We start from the raw sequence: 24,889 nt of genomic DNA on the forward strand, positions 1-24,889 counted from the left end.
ATTGAGGCTAAAACTGCGGTTTCACCACTCTGATACGGAGCAAGGTGGTGAAACACATCATTGGCGAGCTAGGATCTTTTACCTTCTTCAAACAATAGATAATGGATTCAGATTCAACAACTTTGCGTCGTTGGTTTTACATTAATTGACAATAGTGCGTTATTGTTGGCCGCAATAGGCTTGCCAGTAAGAGAAAGCTCGTTCGAATGCTTTTTCCCTGTCGTGCATTTGTGCAAACAAGACCACTGTCATCGTAGCAAGAACCGTATTTGCCATTTGGTTCATGTCATCTTCTGACGTCCCAAATGGGCAGTTCGCAGGCATTGGCACCTCAGATAGCATTTGCTCCGTCCAGTAATGCGATGTCACACCGCTTGTTTGGCTTAACCACACTGTTTGGCTTACTTTTGGGTTGTATTCTGACTCACCTGATTGTCCTTTGAATGACACAACGGCATGAGCGGTTTGACCAATCTCGTATTCGACTTCAGCATGAAGTTGTTGGAATCCAGGATGGAAACTACCACGAATACCAATCGTTGCTTGCCCCGGGTTCAATGCACGAACCACGGTATTGATCGGCGTTCTAAGCCCATAACGATTCTTCCAACCGATCATGGTTTCTGCTTGAGCCGCAAACGCACTCAGCGGCAGATACACAATGTTTTGTGTTTCTAACACACGCTTTGCGTCTTCTGCTGATTCCGCTTTCGTAATAGCAAAAGTGTCGAGGTAATCTTCGGCGTGTAAACGACCAGATTGACGGTCGTGATAGCCATGCATTAACACTTTATGACCATTATCGGCAAGGATCTTCGCTGCCAACAGGTGCCAAGGTTGACCTGCCGCTTCACGTTTGCCTGCATAACATGGCCAATCAATGTCTGCACCAATAGCTGGCATGCGGGATTGGAATGCTTTCACAAAACCAGCGATTTCTTGTTGAGTCTCGTTCTGTACGCGGATCAGCATCAATAACATCGCCATCTGATCATCATCGCACTCACCGTTTAGGTATTCATCCATAACTCGAAACGCTTGGTCAAAGTTCAGTGGTTTTCTGCCACGCTCGCCACGACCGACTGTTCTGATACATTCCAAAATGCTGCTCATATTCCCTCGTATTCCGTCACTGACTGTACGGTTTCTATTAGTTGTTCGCGCAGTTTGACAACTTCTCCCATCACAATCAATGCTGGGCTCACGCCTTTAAGTGTAATCGATAAATCATTGAGCTGATTGAGTTGTGTAACGTGCACTTGTTGTTGAGGGCTGCAACCATGAGTGATGATCGCGACTGGGAAATCTGCTCTCAAACCGGAGTTGATTAATCCCGTTTGTATTTGCGATGACTTTTCTAACCCCATATAGAAGACTAACGTTTGTCCGCTTTGCATCAGTTGACTCCACGCTTCAAATGCGCCTGTTACCACTTGCCCTGTCACAAAGGTAACGCTGCGAGCAACGCCACGATGAGTCAGCGGAATCAAGCTGTTTGCTGAACATCCAATCGCAGCGGTAATGCCGGGAATGACTTCGTACGCGATTAAGTGTTTGACGAGCGCTAATGCTTCTTCGCCTCCACGGCCAAATACGAAAGGATCTCCCCCTTTTAAGCGCACAACTCGCTTTCCTTGTTGAGCGAGCGATACCATCAAGTCACAAATTTCTTCCTGACCAATACTAGGTTGTCCGCATCGTTTGCCCACGTAAATCCAATCGGCTTGTGGCGGAGCCAACTCCAAAATATCTTTGTTAACCAAACGGTCGTACAGCAGAATCTCTGCCGACATAATCGCTTTCACAGCCTTCACGGTTAACAAGTCAGGAGCGTGCGGCCCTGCTCCGACAATCGAGACAAAACCTTTGTGGTTCGCGTCGAGGTCTATTGAATGGTCTTCTAAAAGTTGGTTCAGTTTGCTTGCTTGGTCATGCTTAGAAAAGCGAGACGAGCGTTCTTGTTTCTGACTCGCTTGTCCTTTTTTAAACCAAGACTTTTGATAAGGCGCTTCCATGTGCTTATCCTCTTTGTGACTTACTTTATTTGAATAGCCAAACTTTGCTGGTTCGCTTGCTGTTTGCCCTTTTGATGCTGATGGCTGTCGATCATTTGTTTGATTTGAGAGACGCACGAGCCACAGTTAGTACCGCATTTGAGTTTGTTTTGAAGTTGAGTCAGTGACGTGCAGTCTTGTTTCTCCATCGCGTCATGTATTTGTTTATCAGTGACACGGAAACAACTACAAACCAGTTTGGCGCTGCTTTGCGATTGAGTGATGGTAAGCAGTTGCGATAGCGCCATCGGTTTGCCAATCAAGCCGGTAAAGTTGGTGTAGTCGGTTTGAATCGGTTCACTAGACACCACTAAAACAGAGCGAATGATACGAACGTCTCCAACAAGGTCGTAATCCACCGCTAGCCAACCTTGGGCAATATCTATCGTAATCCTGCGGCTCTTTTCCGTTCGACAAAAACTCTGCTTCTTTGGTCGCTTATCGTGTGCAAAGCGCCAGATGCCCAAGTTGCTTTCTGATTGAAATGCGCTGTAGAGAAATTTACCAGAATCAAACTGTGTACCGATGAACATACCGTAGGTTTTTACCGCCGCCTCTTGCACTTCAACATAAGACGACTTAAATGCAGGCTGCCCGGAAATAGGGTCTTTTGCGCTGTTTACTATCGCGTTAACACTACTTTCACCGCCATATCGACCCGCCCAGTGCATTGACATAAATAGCTCTTGAAAACCTAAACCTTCATCAATGGCAACTTTGGCATAAATACTGGTGTTTGAAGTAGGCTGGAACAGCTTGGTGAGTTGTCCTGTTTTTAAGCGATTTTGAGTAGCAGAGAGTGTGTTCATGTACACGGTTGGCTCTAACTCAGAGGCGGCAAGGTGTGCGATATGACCTGTGCGCGTCATGGTATGCCATTGGTCTCGTTGCCTGCCCGTATTGAGCCACCAGCCTTTTGTTCTTTCTAAACGCGTTGGAGATTCACTGGTCACGACAAAGCGCGCTTTTCCATCTGGGTGCGAATAGATTCCATCAGCAAAAGGACGCTCTCCTCCCCATTGTGTTGGCACCCACTCTTCGTATTCTTGCTCGGTTAAGTTTGCGTATTGAGAAAGATCTAGCTTCAATGGCGAATCTGCATTCATGCCTGTCATCGCGGCATATTCTCTGAATACCGCCCGCTCAGAAGTAAACGCAAAGCCATTTTGTGTCTTTTCCAATGCACACAAAGCTTGTCCAACTTGGCTTATCGCCCACCAATCCGATTTTGCTTCACCCGGAGGCGTTTGAAACTGACGCTGCCTAGAAAGTCGACGCTCAGAGTTAGTCACCATACCTTGTTTCTCCCCCCAACCAGCGGCGGGCAGCAACAGGTTTGCGTAATGCGCTACATCCGAATCCGCTGTGATATCGGAAACAATCACAAACGGACAAATCTCTAGTGCACGTTTTACCAATTGGTTATCTGGCAAAGAGACAACGGGATTGGTTGCCATGATCCACAGAACTTTAATCTCACCACGTTCTACAGCCTCAAACAGTTCAACGGCTTTTAAACCGGGCTGAGTGGCAATCTCTGGTGAATCCCAGAACGCCTGCACTTGCTTGATAGACTCTGCGTCAAAAGCACGATGAACCGCTAATTGATTTGCCAAACCACCCACTTCTCGTCCACCCATCGCATTCGGTTGACCTGTAATAGAAAATGGCCCGCAACCTGACTTGGCAATTTTACCTGTCGCCAAGTGTGCATTAATAATGGCATTGCCTTTATCGACACCATTTTCGGCTTGGTTAACCCCTTGGCAAAACAACGTGATTGCGGTTGGGCTTTGCGCAAACCATTGGAAGAATGTCGTGAGTTTTTCTTCTGAAATGCCAATGGAAGACGTCAAATTAGTGACATCGTAACGCAAATCAGAAACTTCTTCTCTAAGTGCATTAAATCCGTCGGTATAAGAATTTATGTATTCAGAATCAATCAATTGTTGTTCAATAAGAAACTTGAGCAGCCCATTGAAGAGTGACACATCACCATCGTTTTTAATCGGTAGATGCAAATCCGCTTGCTGTGCTGTCACCGTTTTACGCGGGTCAATGACCACTAGCTTGAGGTTAGGATTGTTTTCTCTCGCTTGTTGAATACGTCGGAATAAAACAGGATGCGTCCAAGCGGTATTCGCACCGCAAATTATCAATAGCTCGGTATTATCAATGTCGTCGTAATTGACGGGAACGACATCTTCACCAAATGCTCGTACATGAGCCGCAACCGCCGAAGACATACACAAACGGGAGTTTGTATCGATGTTTGCGCTGCCAACATAGCCTTTCATGAGTTTGTTGGCGACGTAATAGTCTTCCGTCAACAACTGGCCTGACACGTACATCGCGACGGAATCCGGTCCAAACTCCGCTTTCGCTTGATGAATCTTTTCTGCAATCAGATCTGTGGCTTGTTGCCATTGTACTTCTTGCCCTTGAGGTCGCTGCTTGGTGACAAGCTTTGGATACAGCAAGCGCGAAGGCATATTCAAGCTCTCTGCCAACGCGACGCCCTTTACGCACAGTGATCCCGCATTTGCAGGATGACACGCATCCCCAACGATTCCTTTCGCATTGACCTCGACACCACATCCAACACCACAATAGGGACAAGTGGTTTTTTTGCATCCTTGCGACATAACACCTCCAGTGCGATTCAGCCCAACTTACTAGCAAAAAAAAGCCTCTCCCGAATCGAGAGAGGCAGCAATGCCTTTAACGCTGTTAGTACATTTTCAAAAAGTAATACCCTATACCGCTCTCGCCTGCTATTAAGAGCGGCGCATCGAGTTATCGATGAACGTTTAAGTAAAGCAAGTGAGGTGCCAAGATTAAAAACCCTTACCATACAAAGGGTTAGCTTAAAACCAATTATAGCAACGTAATGCTACGCACTGATTGTGTGCAAATTTCGGTCATTATCGTGCAGTATTACTTTACTAATTCCATGACTAACCTGGATTCTTCGTCACCAAAATAATGCGCTTCTTCTTCTAACGTTTTAAAGCCAAGGGAGAGGTATAAAGACAATGCAGGTTGGTTCTTAGGATCGACAGTCAATTTCACGCTTGAGCCTAACGTCAACGACGCAATAACGTTTTCTAGGAGGGAACGCGCAATACCTTTACCTCTATGTTGAATATCCACGGCCAATGACATGATCCAATATTGATGTGCATTTGTGCTAGTCGTTAGCAATATATACCCTGCGACCTGCTCTCCCTCTTTTGCTACCAGTAAACTCTCTCCCCAACAATCAAAAGCTTGCCGAAAGAAAAATTGAGGATAGGCGTGTTCTCCAAATAAAGTATTTTCGAGCTTATATATGGCAAATAAGTCCTCTTTTTGCGCAGACAAGATGTCCATTCAATGACTCCTTCTTTAACATGAATGGCAGCAGTATACCTAAATCTCATCTAAATGACGGGACACACACATCTCAATTAAGTGCTTAAGAAATGTAATATTCTTCCTGAAAATTAGGCCTAACTCACTTAGAACATACATCCGTGATTAAGTTTTAACCGCAAAATCAAAAACCACACAAGATGAAAATTTCAATACATACTACCATTAAATGCATTAAATTTAGGAACTTTATTCTGGCTTATTGAAAAATTCATAGTTGGATAATTTACAACCACCCCAAGTCCACAGCATTATTCACCAAGCTTCGTATGTGATAATAAACACTAAAACCTTTACCATTTTCAGCATTATTATTTTTATAAAAGCGAGTTTTAAAGTGAAAGAATCTCGAAATGCCTTAAATCCTAGTGAAATAAACACAACCACAGCTTGGTCAAAACATGATACACATTGGGTTCTTAGCCTATTTGGAACAGCCGTTGGCGCAGGCATCCTGTTTCTGCCAATTAACCTTGGGATTGGTGGTTTTTGGCCTTTAGTCGCGATGGCAGTACTTGCTTTTCCAATGACCTATCTTGCGCACCGTGGCTTAGCTCGTTTTGTACTATCTTCTAAGATCAAAAACGCAGACTTCACTGATGTAGTGGAAGAGCACTTCGGCGCAAAAGCAGGCCGTTCTATTTCACTGCTGTATTTTCTTTCGATCTTCCCGATCCTGTTGATATATGGGGTTGGAATAACAAACACAGTAGATAGCTTCATGGTAAATCAGGCTGATATGGCTTCTTTACCTAGACCTTTGCTTTCTGGCGTACTAGTGTTTGCACTAATTGCTATTATGATGGCGGGTGAAAAAGTAATGCTACGGGCCTTTGCCATTATGGTGTTCCCACTTGTTGCCATTCTTGCCTTTCTATCATTTTACTTAATACCGAACTGGACCATGCCTGTCATGGATGTGCCAGAAGCGTCAGCTTTTGCTAGCACTATGTGGTTAGCAGTTCCTGTAGTGATTTTTTCGTTTAGTCACGCAGCTGCAATTTCAAGCTTTGCAAATGTACAACGTCGCCATTACGGTAAGCAGGCAGATGCCAAATCCGAAGTTATTCTTCGCCGCACTAGCATCATGCTGATTGCCTTTGTTCTTATTTTTGTATTTTCCTGTGTGCTAACACTGTCACCTGAACAATTGGCTCAAGCAAAAGAACAAAACGTATCCGTATTGTCTTACTTAGCGAACGCAACCGATAATCCATTTATTGCAACACTTGGTCCTTTAGTAGCGTTTGTTGCTATCACTTCATCTTTCCTTGGGCATTTTTTAGGTGCGCGTGAAAGCTTAAATGGTTTAATTAACAAGCATTTTAACCTATCTGAGAAGCGTGTTGATCGTATCAGCGTGGCAGCACTGTTCTTCTCAATCTGGGCGGCGGCGATCATGAACCCAAGTATTCTTGGTATGATGGAAGCATTGTCAGGGCCTGTTATTGCAATGATCTTATTTATTATGCCAATGTTAGCGGTGTATAAAATCGAGGCGATGAAACAATATCGAGGAAATGTCTCTACTTACTTTGTTCTAGCAGCAGGCATTGTGGCGGTAAGTGCATTGATTTTTAGCTTCTTCAGCTAATAACTAAAGACTAGCTTGGATTTTCAGGGGAATACCTTACACAAGGTTAAGGTGATTCCCTGAATTTTCTTACTCTTTAAAAGGTAATCATCGTTACCCTTGACTCTTAAATAAGAGCGAAAACACCCGCAATCATAAGTACTGAAGCGATGCAGGTACGGCCGATAATGCCGAAGTGCGAAGGTTGAATCATTTCATTATGCATAGTTAATCTCCTATTTATTATAAAAGCCATTTTTTATTGGCTTAATAACACTATGTCTAATATCCAGTTTTTTAACAACCCATACAAACATTAAATATTTATGACAGAAACGTAATTTTTTACACTTCACTCTGATTTCGAGCGATGAATCCGCGGCTTAAATCATTAGATTGAGTCCACCGAATATGCTCACTTACCTTCCATCGTTACCCTACCTATGCCATCTTCCAATCATTACATAAGTTTTCAATAGATTTTGTTTTTATAAATCATAATATTATAGAGATCCTTCTCGTCTCTCACTCCCAAAGCACTTTGCCACTGGGAATCCATCCGCACTTAACCAACAAGAAATGGTAGACTTAACTGGTATTCGGTTAAGAGATCACATTTTATTAATACGCTCATGCACTTCTCAATTAAAAAACTGGCTTGCGCACTTTGTACTGCACTTGGACTTTTCTTGCATCCGACCAACGTGCTGGCGAGTACCGAAAAGCAAGCTTATCTGGAAGAACACATTTCAGCAGAAAGCAAGCCCATGTTAAAACTCTACTTTCGCTCGATGGGTAAGCCGCGATCAATTCAAAAAGATGAGTTAAATACGCCACAGCATGCATCAGCGGAGTCTCTTGCTCTGTATTACTTTGCACGAAAGTACCTTAAGCGTTACGAAGGCGTTCCATTACCGAAAGATATGCCCGATTTAATCGAATTCGGTAAAAAGCACCATTTGGAATGGGTCGTCGCTGAAGCACAGCTCAATAAGGCAGTAACAATGATTGAGCAAGACGATAACTGGAACGCAGAATTGTTACTCCATGACGTTGTTTCTACAGCCCGTGATCTTGGTTATCTAGCATTAGAAGGCCGTGCTTACCGCTGGTTAGGCAATCTAGAAGTATCTCGAAATCAACTACGCAGTGGCCTAAAATATTATCGCAATGCCTATGAGTTATTAGAAAAAACAGTATTTGAAATACAAGTCGCGATGACACTGAACAACATTGGGACGGTCTACATCGACGCATCAGATTGGGCCCGGGCCAACAGTTACCTAACGCAAGCTCTCGACACTTACCTAGAGAGCGAATATCAATACGATAATAGCTTTTTTATGGGGGTTATCTACGCAAACCTTAGCATCGTTCACTCGAGCCTCGGAGATAACAAAAAAGCGGAATATTATTTCAATGAAGCCATTCGACTTTCAATGCAAACGGGGTCGGACACAGTCAAGCACCACTCTTTATCCAGCTTTTCACAAATGTTGAGCTCGGTAGGAAAAATTGATGATGCATTAATGGTCGCACAACGTTGCGTAGACCTGCCCATTCCAAAAAATCTAGAAATGCTAAAAACGTCTTGTTACGAGGCATTTGCAGAGGCTTACCTCGCAAACAAACAATACGATAAAGCTATTACAACAGCGCTTAACGTTCTAGAACAAACCAAATCAACCAGTGAATTAGAGCTGCGTCAGCGTATTGATATGCTTTCGGTACTGGTAAACGCTCATCAAATTCTTAATGACTATGAAGCGGCTTTTCATTATTTAACCCAATTAAGAGAGCTAGAGGCTGAGTTTTCTCATCATATTCATGGTGAAGAGATGATTAACATTAAGTTTGACCTCGAAGCTAAGTTAGCCCAGAAAGAACTCAAATTGCTAGAAACAAAAAATGCGCTACAAGCCTCTGAACTGCGTTCACAGCGCTATCGAGAAATGTTCTACTTTATCGCTATTGCGGCAATTGGAGTCGTTGGTTTTCGTTACGTACTGCGCGTTAGACGTATTAATAAAGCACTCACTCAAGAAAATACTACCGATCCATTAACTCAACTGCATAACCGTCGCTATCTTCACATTTGGTTGGACAAAATGGCTCGTAGAAGCCCAGATAGAACATTTGCCTTAGCCGTTTTAGATGTCGATCATTTTAAAACCTTTAATGATCAATATGGACACGATATTGGCGATAAAATGCTGACTCATATTGCCACGCTATTTAATGAATCCACCCGCTCTGGTGACCTACTCATTCGTTGGGGTGGAGAAGAGTTTGTCCTATTATTCGAAGTACAGCGAGTTGAAGATTGCGCTAAGTTTTTGGAGCGATTGAGATATACTGTTGAAAACACACCATTGGTGGTTGACTCTAAACCATTAAGCGCGACAATTTCCCTTGGAGCAGTGGACAAACTGTCGGCACAAACAATTAAACAAGAATGGGATCAGTGGTTTTTCTTGGCAGACCAAGCTTTGTATGATGCGAAGCAAGCTGGCAGAAACCAGTTCATCATTCACCCTACATCATAAAAAAGCACACATGAAAAAAAATCTAATCATTATTACTTTTGCGCCTCTATTTCTTATGGCGTGCAGTAATCAGCAAGCATCTCAACTGGGAATGCGCAGCAGCAGTGTCAACGTATATGCCCAGCAAATGAGTAACACTCAACTATGTGAAACTCTCTACTACAACCGTGCAACCAACCAAACCAAAGTGGCGATTGGTGCTGAGTTCAATCGACGTGGATTAAACAAAAAGTGGTGTGATAAAGAATTCGATAAGTTGTACATTAAAAAGTGGATTGATAATGTGCTGCCTAAGGAAAAAGCCGAACCTAAGAAACCAATGGCAACTATTCAACCCGCTTCAACTAAATAACCCCCTCTTGAAGCAGACGGTACACTAGTATTTTCTGCTTTTCACTTTTCATGCATGTTCGATACGACATATAAAAACCTCATGGTTTCAGTAAATTAACAAAGACTTATGTTGTCCATCGAACTTTTAATGTAAACAAGTTGTAAATGGTTTTCGTCCTTATTCTTTGTCGTTAGCTTTGTTTGTTCCTGTTAGCGGAATATGAAACAGGAACTAAAAAATTCCAAACAAAGACATGAGGTCAAAAATGGAAATACGCATTAATCGCCTATTTGCCGCTATGTTGGCAGTAGGCATTGCACCTGCCGTCTCGGCGTTTGATCCACTCTATTCTGAACAATGGCACTTAGACAACACGGGGCAAACTGCGTTTGCGGCTAATCCTGCTGTTGCTGGGAACGACTTAAACACTAAGCTCACTCAGGCAATGGGGATTGCAGGTGTTGGTGTGAAAGTTGCCGTCATTGATTCTGGAGTGCAGATCGATCACCCCGACCTTGCAGGTAATATAGTTATAGGTAGCAGAAACTTCGTCGAAGACTCTTCATTCCCACTAAGTTATCCGGTTGATACTAATGGTCATGGCACTGCTGTAGCCGGTTTGATTAGCGCCGTCGGCAACAACGGTGAAGGCGGACGCGGTGTCGCTTCTCACTCTTCCCTCATTGGTTTTAACTGGTTAGCCAACCAGACATTAGAAGGTTGGTTAATCTCCCATGGCATGGACCCAGCAACACGTGATGTTCGCGTATTTAACCAAAGTTACGGTTTCAGCCCTATAAACCCGATTACTTTTGATGAAAGCGACCCTCAACTAAAACTTGAAATGGACGTGATGAAAAACGTCAGCGAGAGTAACGCCTGGGGTCGAGGTGCTGTATTTGTAAAGTCAGCAGGTAATGGTTACCGCTATTTCAATGCAGGGCGATTCTTCGTATTGCCAAGTAACTTCTTTGCTGGTGGAGACAATCAAGGCTTACCGATGCACAACTCTGCTCAGTCTTATGATAACGCCAATTACTTCAATTTAGTCACTAGTGCACTACGAGCGGATGGTACGCGAGCGAGTTACTCATCGGTGGGTTCGAACGTGTGGGTTGCAGCACCAGCAGGTGAATATGGGCAAGATTTCCCTGCTATGGTCACCACTGATTTAATGGGTTGTGAAGAAGGGCAAAATACCAGTGAAGGCCTTGGCATTAATGGGTTACACGGCGGAACGGAGCTCGATCCGAACTGTAACTATACCAGTACGATGAACGGAACCTCATCGGCTGCGCCAAACACATCGGGTGCCATCGCGGCAATCATGTCAACCAACCACGCACTTTCTGCTCGTGATGTACGTGCTTTACTAGCGGAGACAGCAAAAGTAACGGATAAAGCGCATCCAGGCGTACAGCTTGAATTTACTAACCATAAAGGTGAACAGGTTAGCTACGAGGCAATTGCCCCTTGGCAGAAAAACGCAGCAGGCGTAGATTTCCATACTTTTTATGGCTTCGGCGCTGTAGATTTAGATGAAGCGATGCAACGTGCTCGCATGACGAATCGTGTTTTACCAGCTCAAGTCATTACGCCATGGGTTAATAACGCTACAGAAGTAAGTGTACCCGATGCAAGTCTAGTTGGTGGTTCTTCAAGTATCGCCATTGCCGATGAGCTGACAGTAGAATCCGTTCAAGTGACATTGACATTGGACCACGCTCGTCTGCCCGACTTAGCTATTGAGCTCATTTCGCCATCAGGGACTCGTTCCGTTTTGCAAACACCGCGCAATGGTCTTGTTGGTCAATCTCTTGATCCAACGATTACAGGCTACAAAGATCAATTAATGTTGTCTAACCAATTTTACGGCGAAGATGCAAAAGGCGAATGGACGTTGCGAGCAATAGATACGAACGGCGATGAAGTCTATTCTTACATTGCATATTTCAACTCTTCCACCACCTATGACGTTCCGATGGCAAACAACGCTCAACCCGGTGTTATTAAGAACTGGTCGATGCGCATATTTGGACACTAAGGAGTCAATAACATGAAATACAAATCATTTTCTATGCTGGCTCTCGTTATCATGACGTCGAGTGTATACGCAGAGCAACAGCTCTCTCAACAACCTGCACCAGAACTGTTTGTGCCATCAGAAGCGGTTGAGATTAATGGCCAAGACTATCGAAAAGTGCAAACTGGCACTGTTAGAACCCTATCTGAAGACGTAAAACTTCAAGCGGGTGATGAGGTGTTTAAGAATGCGTTTAGTAACGTATCCAAAGCCACTGGACTGGTTTACGTCACCGTAAACAATCCTAACGAAGCGAAAGCAGTCGCCAAAGAGTTAAAATTAGAAGTTATCTTCGCAGAGGGGGAATCAGCGGTGTTAAAAGCATCTCAAGATCAAGATCTGCTAAGTATTAGCGACTACCTAAATGCAGACAGCCGGGTAAAAGCGTCTAAAATTGAACTAAACAGCGGTAAATACCGTGCACAATAATTCTCTAACAAGAGAAGTTGGCCTGTAAAACCATGCCTCAGCGATTGCTGAGGCATTTTTATGGGTAGGAACAGATACGCTATTATTCTTTAGTAACATTTCGCATAACTAGTATGATACCTAAACACCCTACTCGCCTGCGCCTGTCATTTCTTAAACAAAATAATTTCCGTTCTTAGCTCTTCTTCCGTGGTTTCCTTCGGACTATTCAGGTAGCGTTCGATTCCTAAAGGACTGGTTTTGACTTTCATGCCACTCTGACGGACCAAGTTCATCGCTAAAGCCCATGCATTTCCCAAAAACTGATATTCACCTCGGTGTTCAACGACAAATGTTTCACTCTCAGGAATGGTACCAGTAACCGCCCCTTGAGGCGCTGGTACTGAGTTATGAAGAGGAAAGCAAGTGATAAACTCGAATGTACCTTTCTGCATATCCATCGACTGGTAATAACAAAACAATTCACCATTCACGGATAGGGTTTCGTCACTAATTAACTGTTCTAGTTGCTGAACATGCTTCTCAATTACCGAACCTAATTCCTGCAAGCTAGCCACACCCTTGATCCCAATGTAATGAATTTGAGGCAACGTTCGGTTACCTATTTCGACTAAGTCTGAATGCACTCTTCCGGTTTCAAGCTTACTTTTGAGCATGCGTAACCCACGTTGATAATCCATCTCTATCATCGACTTAAACATACTTTTCAGAAAGAACAGATACCAAGGGACGCGAGATTGCATTTGCCATTCGACTAAACAGCCATTTTGTGACGGCGTCACGATTAGAGTCACCTTTCCATGGCTCTTGATTGGGCGAAAGAAATGTAGCTCCATATCTAATCGATGCTCTTGAGTACTTTCCAGTACAATCGCGCCAGTCCCAATACGCTGACCATTCCATTGATAACCAGCTCCAACGTGGCCCTGATTATCACTGAATGTCAGCTCGCAGCTTGGTTCAAGAATGATCCATGGTGACCAGCTGGGCCAGTTGTTGAAGTTCTTGAGATAGCCAATAATTTCACTTTGATTCTTATTAATTTCAATACTTCGGCTGACCTGATAAGAGAGCATAACGGTTCCTCGAGTTTCCGCTTCACTAACTTCAGTCTAATTCAAATTCCAGTTTTTTCTTGTTTGACTACGGGTTAGATGCGTACGACAAGAAAAATCCAGAGCGTTAATTCTCACTTGAATCAATACGCGCAAAGCTAAGAGCAGAACTCCACTTTTGCACTAAATCGAACACCATCATCGTCCAGTACTAACGCCCACCCCATCCGTTCACATATTCGTTGTACGATAACAAGCCCACAACCATAACCAGCGTTGTACGTCTCGTTGCCATCGTGACGGTTTAGGATCTTAAGCGCATGACCTTTCAACTCAATTTCAATATCTCCCACACTATAGCTAAAGGCGTTTTTAATCAGATTGTTGATAACAATGGTCACAAAACTCTCTGGGGCCTTCACTACACCACTATGTTGTTCGTGCAAAGCGTAATTCGAATCTTGCTTGGCAAATAAAGGCGCTAGCTCTTCCAACTGTTTTTGTAAACAAGTGAGAAGCTGATGCTCTCCATAATGCTGAGGCTCTATTTTCTCTTTACCAAGTAAGAGAAACGCTTCTGTCAGTACACGCATTTCGTCACAAGCTGACTGCATCCTCGTGATGGCTTTTTGCGCAACTCGAGGTTGATCAGGAATACGCGTCAGAATGTCTGTTGAGCCTTTAATCACCATGATTGGCGTTCTCAACTCATGCGATGCAAAACGGCTAAATTCTTGCTCTCGTTTGAAATAGCCCGCGATATCGTTTTTATTATCCAGCAAAGTTTGCTCTATCTGGCGTGTTTCGCTGAACTTAGTTTCAACTTGGAAAGCGGGTTGATCCGGTGACATTTGGCTAATTTTGTCTTCGATTTGCGCTAGTGGTCGAGACAATATTCGCACCATATAAATGCCATACCCGACCATAACAAATGAAAATAAGCCACCGAGCAGTAGCGTAAACTGATGCAGCGAGCTTTCGTATTCGTCGAGGTAATCATCGGAGTCATCTTGAAATACAATGTACATAAGCCCCTTCCCTGAGGGATGGTTCAATACAACAAAGTGTTTGTCTTCTTCACCAAGCAGGTATTCGTAAAAACCAGGTGAAGTAAAAGAGAGCAACCAATCCGGTGTCGGAGCTTCACTCCAATATGAGTTGAACTCCAATACGTTTGGCAATGGCGCATCCCAGCCCTGTTTCTCGAAATTCTCACTATAAAGCGCAGCTTCAGTATCGAGCCAGTGATGTAAACTCAGCACTTCCAGTTTGTTTTCTGCCACATAAATCAGCGACCAAAAAAGAGTAAACATCACAAACGTCATGACCCCAAAACCCCAACGGATCTTGCGATAAATGCTTGGATATTCGTTATGCTTTAAGTCGGTAACCTTGTCCATGAATAGTCTCTAATCGTGATTCTTCAAAACCTTTGTCTAGTGCGGTTCTTAAACCATAAATATGGCTACGAAGTGCATCACTTCCAGGTGGTTCGTCTCCCCACACACTATCGATCACTTCTGTGCGCGAGACCGCAGCTGGAGCACGTTGGAGGAGCAATTTTAAAATTTTAGTTTGAATTCGACTCAGCTTAATTTCTTTGTCTTTTCTCGTTACTTTTCCTGTACGCGCATCTAAACAAATATCTGCAAATTTGAGCGTTCCGATATCTTGTCTTGGACCACGATTAGCCAAAGCATGAACACGCAAACTGAGCTCTTCCATCGCAAATGGCTTCATTAAATAGTCATCTCCCCCCGCTTTAAAAGCCGCGATTTTGTCCTCTAGCGTATCTTTTGCCGTTAGGAAGAGAATTGGCGTTCCACATAACTTATCTTGTCGAAGCTTCTGTACCGTACTGATGCCATCGAGCTTCGGCATCATGATATCCATGATAATTACATCGTAATGATTTTCCTCGATTAACTTAATCGCAGCCTCTCCATGAAACGCACAATCGATAATCATGCCTTCGAGCTCAAGATAGTCTGCAATCGTCTCCGAGACGTTATGGTTGTCATCTACAATTAAAATTTTCATAAAATCACATTTCTTCACGATCTCTTCACGATATGCCCAATAAGATACAGGCAATTTCCTAAACTCGCTCGTAAATTGAGGTTAATACAATGAAAAAACTCGCTCTTATTTCTGTAGTAGGTTTGGCATTGTCTGGTTGTGGTGGTTCAGGTGGTGGCAGCAATAGCGATAGCACATCAACTCAACCAGCAGTGAAACCAAGTGTAGCGATTGGCTCTGTTGAAGCGGTCAACGCTGAAGAAAGCACGTTAACCGTCAATGGACATACGTATCGTGTGTCTGAGGTGGTTTATGACGAAACACAAGTGCAACTGGCCGATGTAAAACCAAAAATGGTGGTTCGCGTGGGGTCAGATATTCGGCAAGCTTCGAATAATGGCGTCCGAGTCACACTTGAACCAACCATTACAGGACGTGTCACAGCGATTGATCATGTGAAGAAAACATTTACGGTAAACGGCGTAGATCTGCAGTTTGACGGTTTAAGTGATGATATAGAGGTCAACGACTGGGTGATGGTGTCATCCTTGCCGACTGCGGATGCGGGTTATCGAGTGTTGTCTGTGGTCGAAATCGACGTAGATAACGATTACCCAGCACTTGATAACGACTACGAACTGGAAGGCCGTATTACCAGTATCGATGAAAATGCTGGAACATTTAAGTTGGGTGAAAAGGTAACGGTGGCATATAACAACATTAGCCAACTTAGCATCGGCCAATGGGTGGAAGTAGAAGGTGAAATGCAAAACGGTATCTTCATGGCACATGAGGTAGAAGTTGAAGGCTACGACGTCATAAGCAATGACAGCGATGTGGAAGGCATCGTCACTTGGGTTGCAAATGACTACAGTGAGTTCTCACTAAACTACCGAGGTGCATTCTTCATCGATAACGCAACACGATTTGAAGACGGCAGCAAAGCGAACCTAAAACAAGGCCAAGAAGTGGAAGTAACGTCTGTCATGAAAAATGGCAAACGCATCGCTACCGTTATTGAGTTTGAGCAACCAGACTTTGACGATAACAACCAATGGCAAGGTAAAGAATTTGAATGTGAAGGCTATGTATCAAACTACGATGCTGATTCAAGAGTGTTTGAAATTGAGCATTGTGAGAATGATGCTGATCAAGTACTAAGTAACACCACCGTTGTGATTGATGCACAAACACGCTTCCAAGGCATTGAAGAACTTAACCTAAATGGTGCTCGTGTCGAAGTCGAAGGTGTGATCATTAACGAGCAAAATATTGCCCGTGAAGTGGAGTTAGACGTTTACGACTACTAATCCCTTCTACGCTTAAGAAAAAGTGTCACTTCGGTGGCACTTTTTCTTTTCACCTTACTTTGCTTCCCAAGCTCAAACCAACAAATTCTCAGCCAAAGCCTTTTCTCTCCGTTACACTTTACCTATGTTTCACAACATTGGTGACGAATATGAAAAAACGCAACCTCATTTTGTTAATCTTGTTTTTTGGTTCAGCCACGAGCTTAGCTAGCGTTATGGATCCTGACTGCGATGCAGAAAAGGCAGCTAAAGCCGCTGCGACAAAAGCCGTGGTTGGTGTTGGGGGTCGCTGTACGCCTAAAGAGGCACTGAAAGATACCGCAGTTGATGCAGGAAAAGACAAATTGCCAGATGAAGGGATGGCGGGTAAAGCTGTTGATGCAATGACACCGGAAAAAGAGAAGAAAACGGTGAAAGACGTAACCAAAAAGCTCAATAAAGATTGATACGCTTTCTTGTAGTTAACTTTAATAGCGAAACTCCCCCCTCCCCAAAAAAAAGAGCGCCGATTGACGCTCTTTCCGAACTCTAATAGATAACCAATTATGCGGTTTCTGCTTCACCTATCCAATGATAATGGTGGTTGGCTTTTTTCCCCACTAAACCGAGCTCTGCCAATTCTTCAAATACCTTGTCTACCTCTTCCGCAGACAGCCTAAACTGTTTAGCAACGGCTTTTTTGGTGCACGTAATTTGATGCGTTTTAAGTGCATCGCTAACTTGCTCTAACAAGGTTTTCGGTTCCTTTGGTTCTTCTGGCTCCGGCGCAGCTGGTATTTCTTGCTCTTCTTCCTCTTTTATATGAGGAAGATAACCCGCAGGCGCTGGGTCTATATCGCGAACTGTTTTCAATATCATGCCCTCATTTCTGCGATAGAAATATCGGAACCGTTGCTCTTCACCAATCAAGCCAACAAAAAATGCAGCAAAGAAGTCCAAAAGAATCGAAAGAAATACAACCAAGCCAAGCTGAGCTTGTTGAGAGGTGGTACCAAATGCGTTGGCTAGGCTATCAATCAAACCAATCACTGAGCCTTGCGTGACCGGCGGTAAACTATCACGCTCCATAGCCAAGCGTTGCTGCTCTTCACGTAAGGCTTTGTTTTGATCCTGAATGCGAGTTAGACCAGTCGCGATACGCTCCATCTCGATGTATTTCTGCGCTGCCATATTGTTGAGATCAATCTGCTTATCGATTGCCGCAATCTGACGATTAAACGCTTCCACTTTCGCCTGCTCTACCGAAATATGACTTTGTGCACCATTGGTTGCACTATTAATCCCACCAATACTACCGCCAATGGAAATCGCAGCTAAGACTAAATAAAACACGAGAGCGGTTGCTGCTCCTGTGTAGTTGCGATGGGCTCGGCGCTCACCGTATTCATACCAAGCGTAAAATTTACCCGCTTCAAAAATGATCGCTAAACCACCAAATAAGGTTTGCATCATCGGGTTTTCGTCGATCGACAAAAACAGCAATAGAGAAAAAATAGTCGATGCTAAAATCGCAGCACCGGTGAATGCATATACACTCACCATGGCAAATCGACCTTTAGGGTATCGATATCCAATCTGTTGTTCGTATTTCATTTGAGAAATTTCTTAAGATTAATCGCCCCTCCGACTAAGTAGGACGGACGTTTCTGGCATGTACAAAGGAGCGCAGAATACCGTATCCTTTATTAAATTACTGTCATAATTCCGTTAATGGAAAACAAGTGAAGATTCGGTGTGCATTTTGAATCGATATCAGCCAAATCTAGCACGTAAAAACACCACCACGAAACCCACTAACCGAAGCTTCAGTGGCATATAAGAGAGATTAATTCGGTATCTTCAAAAGCGACTAGGCAAGACTGACAAGTTGAATTGGAGGTTGTGAATGTCAGCCTAATCAAGACATTAAAGCGTTAAAAATAGGCAATAAAACAAATAATGCACACTTGCATCACCTTTTAGTAAACTGATAATTACATTGTTTGGTTAATTTGTTAGTATCCCGCGCCGAAGAAGATAAGCACTCAATTGTATGGAAAACACTCTAATACAGCACAAACACCATCGCTTGCACGCTATTGCGGTTATTATCGCGGTGTTGTTTCAGTTGTATTTAGCGTCCACAGCCGCTCTTAACCCTACACAAGTTCACAGCACAACTTGGCTCAACAAAGTCCAAAGTGAAAAGGTTTTACTGTGTACCGCAGATGGTTTCAAATGGGTGGATATCAATACGTTGATTGAGGCTAACGCTCAATCTTCTTCTAAGCTCATCCAAGATCTTAACTTACACGACGGCTTTCAGTTTGAATGTCCGCTTCTTCAAGCTGTTCAATTCTTTCTTCTGGTTGCGATTGGGCTTTACCTGACAACCATCCATTGGCTGCGCCGAGTAAAGTATGCACTGAAGACTTATCATTTTTCAAAATGCGATAAGCTCGTTTACAAACACATCGCGCCTAAGCACTCTCCGCCGAGTGTTTTTCCTGCCTAACAGGCATCTAATCATTGACAACTTTATTCAAAAATAACGATGACTCTGTTTGTTGTCCATTCAGAGAAGCTATTCATTCAAAAGGAAAAGCACATGCTTAAATCATTTAAAACCGCCGCTATCGCGCTTATTGCTGTCATCGCTAGCCCACTGAGTTTAGCGCACGATTATGAAGCAGGAAAAATTCATATCGACCATCCATGGAGCCGCGAAGCGCCACCAAACGCACCTGTTATCGGTGGTTTTTTTCAATTAACCAACCACGGTGACAGTGAAGATGCATTGATCGCAGCAGAAAGCCCAATCGCAGGGCATGTCGAAATTCACACGCATAAGAAAGAAGATGGTGTGATGAAAATGATTAAGATTGACGAAGTGCGCGTTCCAGCCAATGACTCAGTGTTGTTTAAGCCAGGCAGCTTCCATTTAATGATTTTTAACCCAACACAAACTCTTAAAGAAGGCGACCGCTTCCCTATGACGTTAACATTCAAAAACGCGGGTAAAGTGGAAGTAGAAATGGCGGTTGAAAAACAAGGTCACATGGAAAAACACATGCACCATTAATGACGTAAACAAAAGTGCCCGCTGATTTAGCGGGCATTTTTATCTCAGCTTAGTCAAAATCATTATTCCGGTAGATCCTAACTCGACTCTTCAGAATAATGGTGATGAATAACGCTCGGCGAAACGGGGTCACATATCATAACAGCGTGCTCGGGCAAGAGATTCTAAATCACGCTCGTCCCTCGCTATTCAGAATGACCTTGAAAGACTTAAGATCCTAAAAAGGTTCCCTACCCGCTTAAAACTCAACCTCTCGACAAAGTTCTCCAACCATCACTTGGCAAGCCTGAATGAAATCATAAGTTTGGCAACAAAGACCCACGGTTAATCAGCTTTCTTTCTACTTGAAACAAACCTCAGCCCAACGAGCTAAGCCGGCAGCTATATGCTCAATTGTTTATATATCCCGATTCTCCTGACTAGATACAAATCATGCACGACCGTAAAAGTCGATATATGCCACTGGATGAGTCAGCATCTCAAAAAAGTACGTGATCGACTTCTCATTGTTGGTGTTTCTCTGTTTATTAAAACCATTTGTATTACAATAATACTCTATGTTAAATAAAAAATCCTTTCCAACTCTACAAACATGAGAGAACACCATTATGTCTACTAAAATTGCATTTATTTCTGGTGCTACTGGCGGTATCGGCTTCCAAGTAGCAAAGCGTCTTGGTCAGGATGGATACACGGTCATTCTAAACGGCATTGAAGATGAAAAAGGTTCGGAGTGTGTCTCCAAACTACATAACGCAGGAATTGAGGCTGAATACTACGGTTTTGACGTTACAGATGAACATGCCGTCGATGAAAACATCAATGCTATTGGTGAAAAATACGGCAAAATCGATGTTGTCGTTAATAACGCAGGTGGTCTTGGTGGTCGTAGTCCTATTGAAGGTATGGAAACTGCTTTTTTCCGTAAAGTCATGGCTTTAAACCTCGATAGTGCATTCTTCGTATCACGCGCAGCGATTCCATTTCTAAAAAAGTCTGATAACGCATCAATTATCAACTTCACTTCAAACGCTGCTTGGAATGCAGGTGGTCCAGGTGCAGGTATTTACGGTACATCAAAAGCCGCCGTTCATACATTAACTCGCGCTTTAGCTAAAGAGTTAGCTCCGGCTGGAATTCGAGTCAATGCAGTATCTCCTGGCACTATCGATACACCATTCCATGCTCAAATCAAAGCAACCAAGCCTGAAGTATTTGCTTCTTGGGCAGACAGTATTATGCTTGGACGCCTAGGCCAGCCAGAGGAAGTCGCCTCTGCTATCTCTTTTCTGGTAAGTAAAGATGCATCATTCATTACCGCAGAAACACTGCAAATTGGTGGTGGTCAAGCTTTAGGCATTTAGTACCAATAAGTCTTTTTACCTATCAGTAAGTACGCTTTAGTACTGATTTGATAACGGCCGCAGTATGTTTGTACTGCGGCTTATCCTTATACCACCTCGCCTTTCACCCCATTTGTAACGTTTCACCCATTTTTTGGTATGGACAGTATTCCTCTAGCTGAAACAAAACCACTTGTATTACAATAAATTTTATTTTTTACGTTATTTAAGCCTCCTAAAGGCTTTGTTCACGATAAAAATGGAAGCGTGATGAATCCGCTTTTCTTATATACTCTGATGAATAAAACCCTCACAAACCTTACTTACATCTCACTTTTAGAAAAAATCCATCCCAAGCCCGCTATGCTCATAATTTTCAATTGCAAAAGCCACAATAGTCATTATGATTATCAACAAGCAATATAATCATACAATAGTATTTTTGGAGTTAAAATGACTAAACCTATCATTGGTTTCATCGGCCTAGGCTTGATGGGCGGAAACATGGTTGAAAACCTACAGAAACGTGGTTACGAAGTTGCTGTAATGGACCTCAATAAAGATGCTGTTGACGCAGTACTAGCTCGTGGAAACGCTTCTGAAGCTTCTTCAGGTAAAGAACTAGCAGAGAAAAGTGATATCGTGATGCTGTGCCTAACAACATCTGAAGTTGTCGAAAAAGTTGTTTACGGAGACACTGGTGTTCTAGCTGGCATGTCAGAAGGTAAAACACTCATCGACTTCGGTACATCTATTCCAGCTTCAACGAAGAAGATTGGCGCTGACCTTGCTAAGAAAGGGGCTGGTATGATTGATGCGCCTCTAGGTCGTACACCTGCCCACGCAAAAGATGGTTTACTGAACATCATGGCCGCAGGCGACGTCGAAACATTCAATAAGGTTAAGCCAGTGCTGGACGATCAAGGTGAAAACGTATTCCACCTTGGCGCACTAGGCTCTGGTCACGTAACTAAGCTTGTGAATAACTTTATGGGTATGACAACCGTAGCAACCATGTCTCAGGCATTTGCTGTTGCTAAACGTGCTGGTGTTGATGGTCAACAATTATTCGACATCATGTCTGCAGGACCATCAAACTCACCATTTATGCAATTCTGTAAGTTTTACGCCGTAGATGGCGAAGAAAAACTAGGCTTCTCTGTCGCAAACGCAAACAAAGACCTCGGTTACTTCCTTGCTCTATGCGAAGAGCTTGGTACAACTTCCCTGATTGCAGAGGGCACTTCTAAGAGTCTACAAGCAGCAGTTGATAAAGGCCTTGGTCAAAATGACGTTCCAGTCATCTTCGACTACTTTGCAGAGCTAGAAGCTTAGTCACACTCAGTTGTGACTAAAAGCCCAGCTACTAATGTAGCTGGGCTTTTTTTGTTTTTCCTCTTCCCCTGACGCTCATCACTCCTTGATACCCTAGCCACTCCTTTAAAGTTTTGCAGGGCAGCCTCTTCCAATTCTCTTATATATTTTCCACTAACACTTCAAAACCTCTCTCCTATTTCTGGCGTGAGCCTCATTAAAGCTACGTCTGATTTAATGCTTTTTCTTTGCTAAGAAGGCACACATATTTATTTAAATAGACAAAGCATCAGGTTTGGGGTGTAAAGTGTAAACACGGCGTGCAAAGAAAGTTAGGTTGCTTTTTCGCTTTAGGCTGACGATTCTAATGTGAATATAGTCTCAACTTATTGGGAGTTCCCCAATACAACGACTAACAACAAACGATGCGCCACGCTTTCTCAGTCAGCTTGATCAAAAAATCCCACGGCTTTAACACCGCGGGATTTTTCATTGAGAGTCTTTAACTTTGGTTAGCTTTTCGCGTTAGCTAACTTTGGGCTTTTAGGCCCTCGGGCTGCGTTCACCAATAGAACACCCACCGAGAGAACAATCGCACCACACAAGATAAACAGTAGTCGACCAGATGGTTCATTTGGAATTAGAGCCATAGCTAGGATACCGAAGCCCGCTACGCTGATAAGCTTACCAAGCATGCCGCGCTGTTTTGTATCTAGGTTCTGCTGCTCTTCGCTGTCAGCCACAAGTGGCGTATTCCAGTTCTCGAACAATTGGTCCACTTCTTTCTCACGTTCAGGTGATAGACCTTTGTAGAAGCGCGTTGTCAGCAAGAAGAAACCACCGGTGAAGATAACGTGTGCCGCTAAGCTCAAGCCAACTTTTAGGTCTGCCCACTCACGTCCTGTAAACGCTTGCTCTAGACCGAATAGGCGCTCTACATCTTCTGCTTGTAGTGAGATACCGAAGATGTAAGAAACAAAGCCACCAACAACCAGTGTTGCCCAACCAGCCCAATCCGGCGTCTTACGAATCCACATACCAAGTAGTACAGGAATCAGCATTGGGAAGCCAATTAATGCACCGACGTTCAGTACGATATCGAACAGGCTCAAGTGACGTAGTGAGTTAATGAATAGACCGATACCAATGATGATGAAGCCCATCACGATAGTCGTTGCTTTACTCACGATAACCAGTTCTTTTTGCGACGCTTGTGGACGCACAATCGGGCTGTAGAAGTTCATCACAAAGATGCCCGCGTTACGGTTAAGACCAGAGTCCATTGAAGACATGGTCGCCGCAAACATTGCTGACATCAGAAGACCCACCATACCTGCTGGCATTACGTTTTGTACGAATGCTAGGTATGCTGCATCACCACCTACTGAGCCGTATTGCTCTGCGAAATCAGGCATAAATGCCGCAACGTACCAAGGTGGTAGGAACCAGATGATAGGACCAACAATCATCAGCACACATGCAAGACCTGCAGCTTTACGTGCGTTTTCACTGTCTTTTGCACATAAGTAGCGGTAAGCGTTGATGCTGTTGTTCATGACACCGAACTGTTTAACAAAGATGAACACAACCCAAAGAATAAAGATACTGAAGTAGGTCAGGTTGTTACCCAGCATGAAGTCGCCGTGGAAGTTCGACACAATGTTGCCAATACCGCCACCATGGAAGTATGCCGCCACCGCACAAGTGATCGTCACTGCCATGATAACCAGCATCTGCATAAAGTCAGATGCAACAACTGCCCAAGAGCCGCCCGTTACCGCCATTAGCATTAGCACTAAACCCGTAACGATGATGGTCGCTTCCATAGGAATGTTGAAGACCGCTGCCACGAAAATCGCAAGACCATTCAACCAAATACCGGCTGAGATCAAGCTGTCTGGCATACCAGCCCAAGTGAAGAACTGCTCTGAAGTCTTACCAAAACGTTGACGAATTGCTTCAATCGCCGTCACTACACGTAGTTGGCGGAACTTTGGAGCAAAATAGAGGTAGTTCATAAAGTAGCCAAATGCGTTGGCTAAGAATAGGATTACAACAACGAAACCGTCGTTGAACGCGCGTCCTGCGGCACCTGTAAACGTCCATGCTGAAAATTGCGTCATGAAGGCGGTAGCACCTACCATCCACCATAACATCTTACCGCCCCCTCGGAAGTAGTCACTGGTCGAGGTAGTGAACTTACGGAACATCCAACCAATTGCAACTAAGAAGAAGAAGTAGGCAAGAACAACAAGAGTATCAATAGTCATTTTTTCAGCCTTTCAAGTTTGATCATTTTCTAACGTCTAGACTACTCTCCTCACAACGCAATTTGTACTACAATAAGCTTTAAT

At 43.6% G+C, this 24,889-nt stretch carries 20 protein-coding genes; 11 read left to right on the forward strand and 9 right to left on the reverse strand.

Annotated features, from left to right (window positions below; all coding sequences use genetic code 11):
• Nucleotides 1-159: 159 nt before the first annotated feature.
• From R8O10_RS08315 to R8O10_RS08330, 4 genes are all read right to left on the reverse strand, one after another.
• Nucleotides 160-1,113: a glycosyl transferase family protein gene (locus R8O10_RS08315; RefSeq protein WP_318191283.1), complete on the reverse strand. Its 954-nt coding sequence runs from the start codon at nt 1,111-1,113 to the stop codon at nt 160-162.
• Nucleotides 1,110-2,015: a uroporphyrinogen-III C-methyltransferase gene (cobA, locus tag R8O10_RS08320; protein WP_318191284.1), complete on the reverse strand. Its 906-nt coding sequence runs from the start codon at nt 2,013-2,015 to the stop codon at nt 1,110-1,112. The genes R8O10_RS08315 and cobA overlap by 4 nt, the downstream gene beginning before the upstream one ends.
• A 20-nt stretch (nt 2,016-2,035) precedes the next feature.
• Complete coding sequence (locus tag R8O10_RS08325; RefSeq protein WP_318191285.1) at nt 2,036-4,699, reverse strand: nitrate reductase; 2,664 nt, start codon at nt 4,697-4,699, stop codon at nt 2,036-2,038.
• A 292-nt stretch (nt 4,700-4,991) separates the two neighbouring features.
• Nucleotides 4,992-5,426 carry a GNAT family N-acetyltransferase gene (locus R8O10_RS08330; RefSeq protein WP_017634213.1) on the reverse strand — a complete coding sequence of 145 codons (435 nt, stop codon included), beginning with the start codon at nt 5,424-5,426 and terminating at the stop codon, nt 4,992-4,994.
• 379 nt (nt 5,427-5,805) lie between these two features.
• Between R8O10_RS08330 and R8O10_RS08335 the strand changes: the two genes are divergently transcribed.
• From R8O10_RS08335 to R8O10_RS08355, 5 genes are all read left to right on the forward strand, one after another.
• On the forward strand, nt 5,806-7,062 hold the full coding sequence (locus tag R8O10_RS08335) for an aromatic amino acid transport family protein (RefSeq protein WP_017820237.1): 1,257 nt from the start codon (nt 5,806-5,808) through the stop codon (nt 7,060-7,062).
• A 611-nt stretch (nt 7,063-7,673) separates the two neighbouring features.
• A complete protein-coding gene (locus R8O10_RS08340; protein ID WP_318191286.1) occupies nt 7,674-9,587 on the forward strand; it encodes a tetratricopeptide repeat-containing diguanylate cyclase in 1,914 nt (637 codons plus the stop codon).
• A gap of 10 nt (nt 9,588-9,597) precedes the next feature.
• Nucleotides 9,598-9,939, forward strand: a complete 342-nt coding sequence (locus R8O10_RS08345; protein WP_033906993.1) for a hypothetical protein — start codon at nt 9,598-9,600, stop codon at nt 9,937-9,939.
• Nucleotides 9,940-10,186: 247 nt separating this feature from the next.
• A complete protein-coding gene (locus R8O10_RS08350; protein ID WP_318191287.1) occupies nt 10,187-11,965 on the forward strand; it encodes a S8 family peptidase in 1,779 nt (592 codons plus the stop codon).
• Between the two features lie 12 nt (nt 11,966-11,977).
• Nucleotides 11,978-12,433: a hypothetical protein gene (locus R8O10_RS08355; protein WP_318191288.1), complete on the forward strand. Its 456-nt coding sequence runs from the start codon at nt 11,978-11,980 to the stop codon at nt 12,431-12,433.
• Nucleotides 12,434-12,579: 146 nt separating this feature from the next.
• Here the strand turns inward: R8O10_RS08355 and R8O10_RS08360 are convergent, their stop codons facing one another.
• The 3 genes from R8O10_RS08360 to R8O10_RS08370 form a co-directional block, all read right to left on the reverse strand.
• Nucleotides 12,580-13,509, reverse strand: coding sequence for an SRPBCC family protein (locus R8O10_RS08360; protein ID WP_017820241.1), 930 nt, complete (start codon nt 13,507-13,509; stop codon nt 12,580-12,582).
• Nucleotides 13,510-13,646: 137 nt separating this feature from the next.
• Nucleotides 13,647-14,888, reverse strand: a complete 1,242-nt coding sequence (locus R8O10_RS08365; RefSeq protein WP_025767687.1) for a sensor histidine kinase — start codon at nt 14,886-14,888, stop codon at nt 13,647-13,649.
• Complete coding sequence (locus R8O10_RS08370; protein ID WP_017820242.1) at nt 14,860-15,528, reverse strand: response regulator transcription factor; 669 nt, start codon at nt 15,526-15,528, stop codon at nt 14,860-14,862. The genes R8O10_RS08365 and R8O10_RS08370 overlap by 29 nt, the downstream gene beginning before the upstream one ends.
• A gap of 89 nt (nt 15,529-15,617) precedes the next feature.
• Between R8O10_RS08370 and R8O10_RS08375 the strand changes: the two genes are divergently transcribed.
• Nucleotides 15,618-16,817 carry a DUF5666 domain-containing protein gene (locus R8O10_RS08375; protein WP_318191289.1) on the forward strand — a complete coding sequence of 400 codons (1,200 nt, stop codon included), beginning with the start codon at nt 15,618-15,620 and terminating at the stop codon, nt 16,815-16,817.
• 149 nt (nt 16,818-16,966) lie between these two features.
• Nucleotides 16,967-17,263 (forward strand): hypothetical protein, encoded by a 297-nt coding sequence (locus tag R8O10_RS08380; protein WP_017634219.1) that lies wholly within the window; start codon nt 16,967-16,969, stop codon nt 17,261-17,263.
• A gap of 97 nt (nt 17,264-17,360) precedes the next feature.
• On the opposite strand, the gene R8O10_RS08385 is transcribed toward R8O10_RS08380, so the two are convergent.
• Nucleotides 17,361-18,410, reverse strand: a complete 1,050-nt coding sequence (locus tag R8O10_RS08385) for a Preprotein translocase subunit SecY (protein WP_318191290.1) — start codon at nt 18,408-18,410, stop codon at nt 17,361-17,363.
• 439 nt (nt 18,411-18,849) lie between these two features.
• On the opposite strand from R8O10_RS08385, the gene R8O10_RS08390 reads away from it, so the two are divergent.
• From R8O10_RS08390 to R8O10_RS08405, 4 genes are all read left to right on the forward strand, one after another.
• Nucleotides 18,850-19,311 (forward strand): hypothetical protein, encoded by a 462-nt coding sequence (locus R8O10_RS08390; RefSeq protein ID WP_258473692.1) that lies wholly within the window; start codon nt 18,850-18,852, stop codon nt 19,309-19,311.
• A 93-nt stretch (nt 19,312-19,404) separates the two neighbouring features.
• Nucleotides 19,405-19,878 carry a copper chaperone PCu(A)C gene (locus R8O10_RS08395; RefSeq protein ID WP_042521048.1) on the forward strand — a complete coding sequence of 158 codons (474 nt, stop codon included), beginning with the start codon at nt 19,405-19,407 and terminating at the stop codon, nt 19,876-19,878.
• A gap of 608 nt (nt 19,879-20,486) precedes the next feature.
• Entirely contained in the window at nt 20,487-21,242 is a 756-nt protein-coding gene (locus tag R8O10_RS08400; RefSeq protein WP_017634222.1) for an SDR family NAD(P)-dependent oxidoreductase, read from the forward strand.
• A gap of 417 nt (nt 21,243-21,659) precedes the next feature.
• Complete coding sequence (locus R8O10_RS08405; protein ID WP_372051950.1) at nt 21,660-22,556, forward strand: NAD(P)-dependent oxidoreductase; 897 nt, start codon at nt 21,660-21,662, stop codon at nt 22,554-22,556.
• 491 nt (nt 22,557-23,047) lie between these two features.
• Here R8O10_RS08405 and R8O10_RS08410 read toward each other — a convergent pair whose 3' ends face one another.
• Nucleotides 23,048-24,805: a sodium:solute symporter family protein gene (locus R8O10_RS08410; RefSeq protein WP_318191291.1), complete on the reverse strand. Its 1,758-nt coding sequence runs from the start codon at nt 24,803-24,805 to the stop codon at nt 23,048-23,050.
• Nucleotides 24,806-24,889 lie beyond the last annotated feature (84 nt).

This window comes from Vibrio sp. 1727 (genome assembly GCF_033344415.1).
GTDB lineage: Bacteria > Pseudomonadota > Gammaproteobacteria > Enterobacterales > Vibrionaceae > Vibrio > Vibrio alginolyticus.

What these genes read in the sequence shown, in the direction of transcription:
- R8O10_RS08315 (WP_318191283.1), bottom strand. Translation starts at nt 1,113, where the DNA reads ATGAGCAGCATTTTGGAATGTATCAGAACAGTCGGTCGTGGCGAGCGT.
- cobA (WP_318191284.1), bottom strand. Translation starts at nt 2,015, where the DNA reads ATGGAAGCGCCTTATCAAAAGTCTTGGTTTAAAAAAGGACAAGCGAGT.
- R8O10_RS08325 (WP_318191285.1), bottom strand. Translation starts at nt 4,699, where the DNA reads ATGTCGCAAGGATGCAAAAAAACCACTTGTCCCTATTGTGGTGTTGGA.
- R8O10_RS08330 (WP_017634213.1), bottom strand. Translation starts at nt 5,426, where the DNA reads ATGGACATCTTGTCTGCGCAAAAAGAGGACTTATTTGCCATATATAAG.
- R8O10_RS08340 (WP_318191286.1), top strand. Translation starts at nt 7,674, where the DNA reads ATGCACTTCTCAATTAAAAAACTGGCTTGCGCACTTTGTACTGCACTT.
- R8O10_RS08345 (WP_033906993.1), top strand. Translation starts at nt 9,598, where the DNA reads ATGAAAAAAAATCTAATCATTATTACTTTTGCGCCTCTATTTCTTATG.
- R8O10_RS08350 (WP_318191287.1), top strand. Translation starts at nt 10,187, where the DNA reads ATGGAAATACGCATTAATCGCCTATTTGCCGCTATGTTGGCAGTAGGC.
- R8O10_RS08355 (WP_318191288.1), top strand. Translation starts at nt 11,978, where the DNA reads ATGAAATACAAATCATTTTCTATGCTGGCTCTCGTTATCATGACGTCG.
- R8O10_RS08360 (WP_017820241.1), bottom strand. Translation starts at nt 13,509, where the DNA reads ATGCTCTCTTATCAGGTCAGCCGAAGTATTGAAATTAATAAGAATCAA.
- R8O10_RS08365 (WP_025767687.1), bottom strand. Translation starts at nt 14,888, where the DNA reads ATGGACAAGGTTACCGACTTAAAGCATAACGAATATCCAAGCATTTAT.
- R8O10_RS08370 (WP_017820242.1), bottom strand. Translation starts at nt 15,528, where the DNA reads ATGAAAATTTTAATTGTAGATGACAACCATAACGTCTCGGAGACGATT.
- R8O10_RS08375 (WP_318191289.1), top strand. Translation starts at nt 15,618, where the DNA reads ATGAAAAAACTCGCTCTTATTTCTGTAGTAGGTTTGGCATTGTCTGGT.
- R8O10_RS08380 (WP_017634219.1), top strand. Translation starts at nt 16,967, where the DNA reads ATGAAAAAACGCAACCTCATTTTGTTAATCTTGTTTTTTGGTTCAGCC.
- R8O10_RS08385 (WP_318191290.1), bottom strand. Translation starts at nt 18,410, where the DNA reads ATGAAATACGAACAACAGATTGGATATCGATACCCTAAAGGTCGATTT.
- R8O10_RS08390 (WP_258473692.1), top strand. Translation starts at nt 18,850, where the DNA reads ATGGAAAACACTCTAATACAGCACAAACACCATCGCTTGCACGCTATT.
- R8O10_RS08395 (WP_042521048.1), top strand. Translation starts at nt 19,405, where the DNA reads ATGCTTAAATCATTTAAAACCGCCGCTATCGCGCTTATTGCTGTCATC.
- R8O10_RS08400 (WP_017634222.1), top strand. Translation starts at nt 20,487, where the DNA reads ATGTCTACTAAAATTGCATTTATTTCTGGTGCTACTGGCGGTATCGGC.
- R8O10_RS08410 (WP_318191291.1), bottom strand. Translation starts at nt 24,805, where the DNA reads ATGACTATTGATACTCTTGTTGTTCTTGCCTACTTCTTCTTCTTAGTT.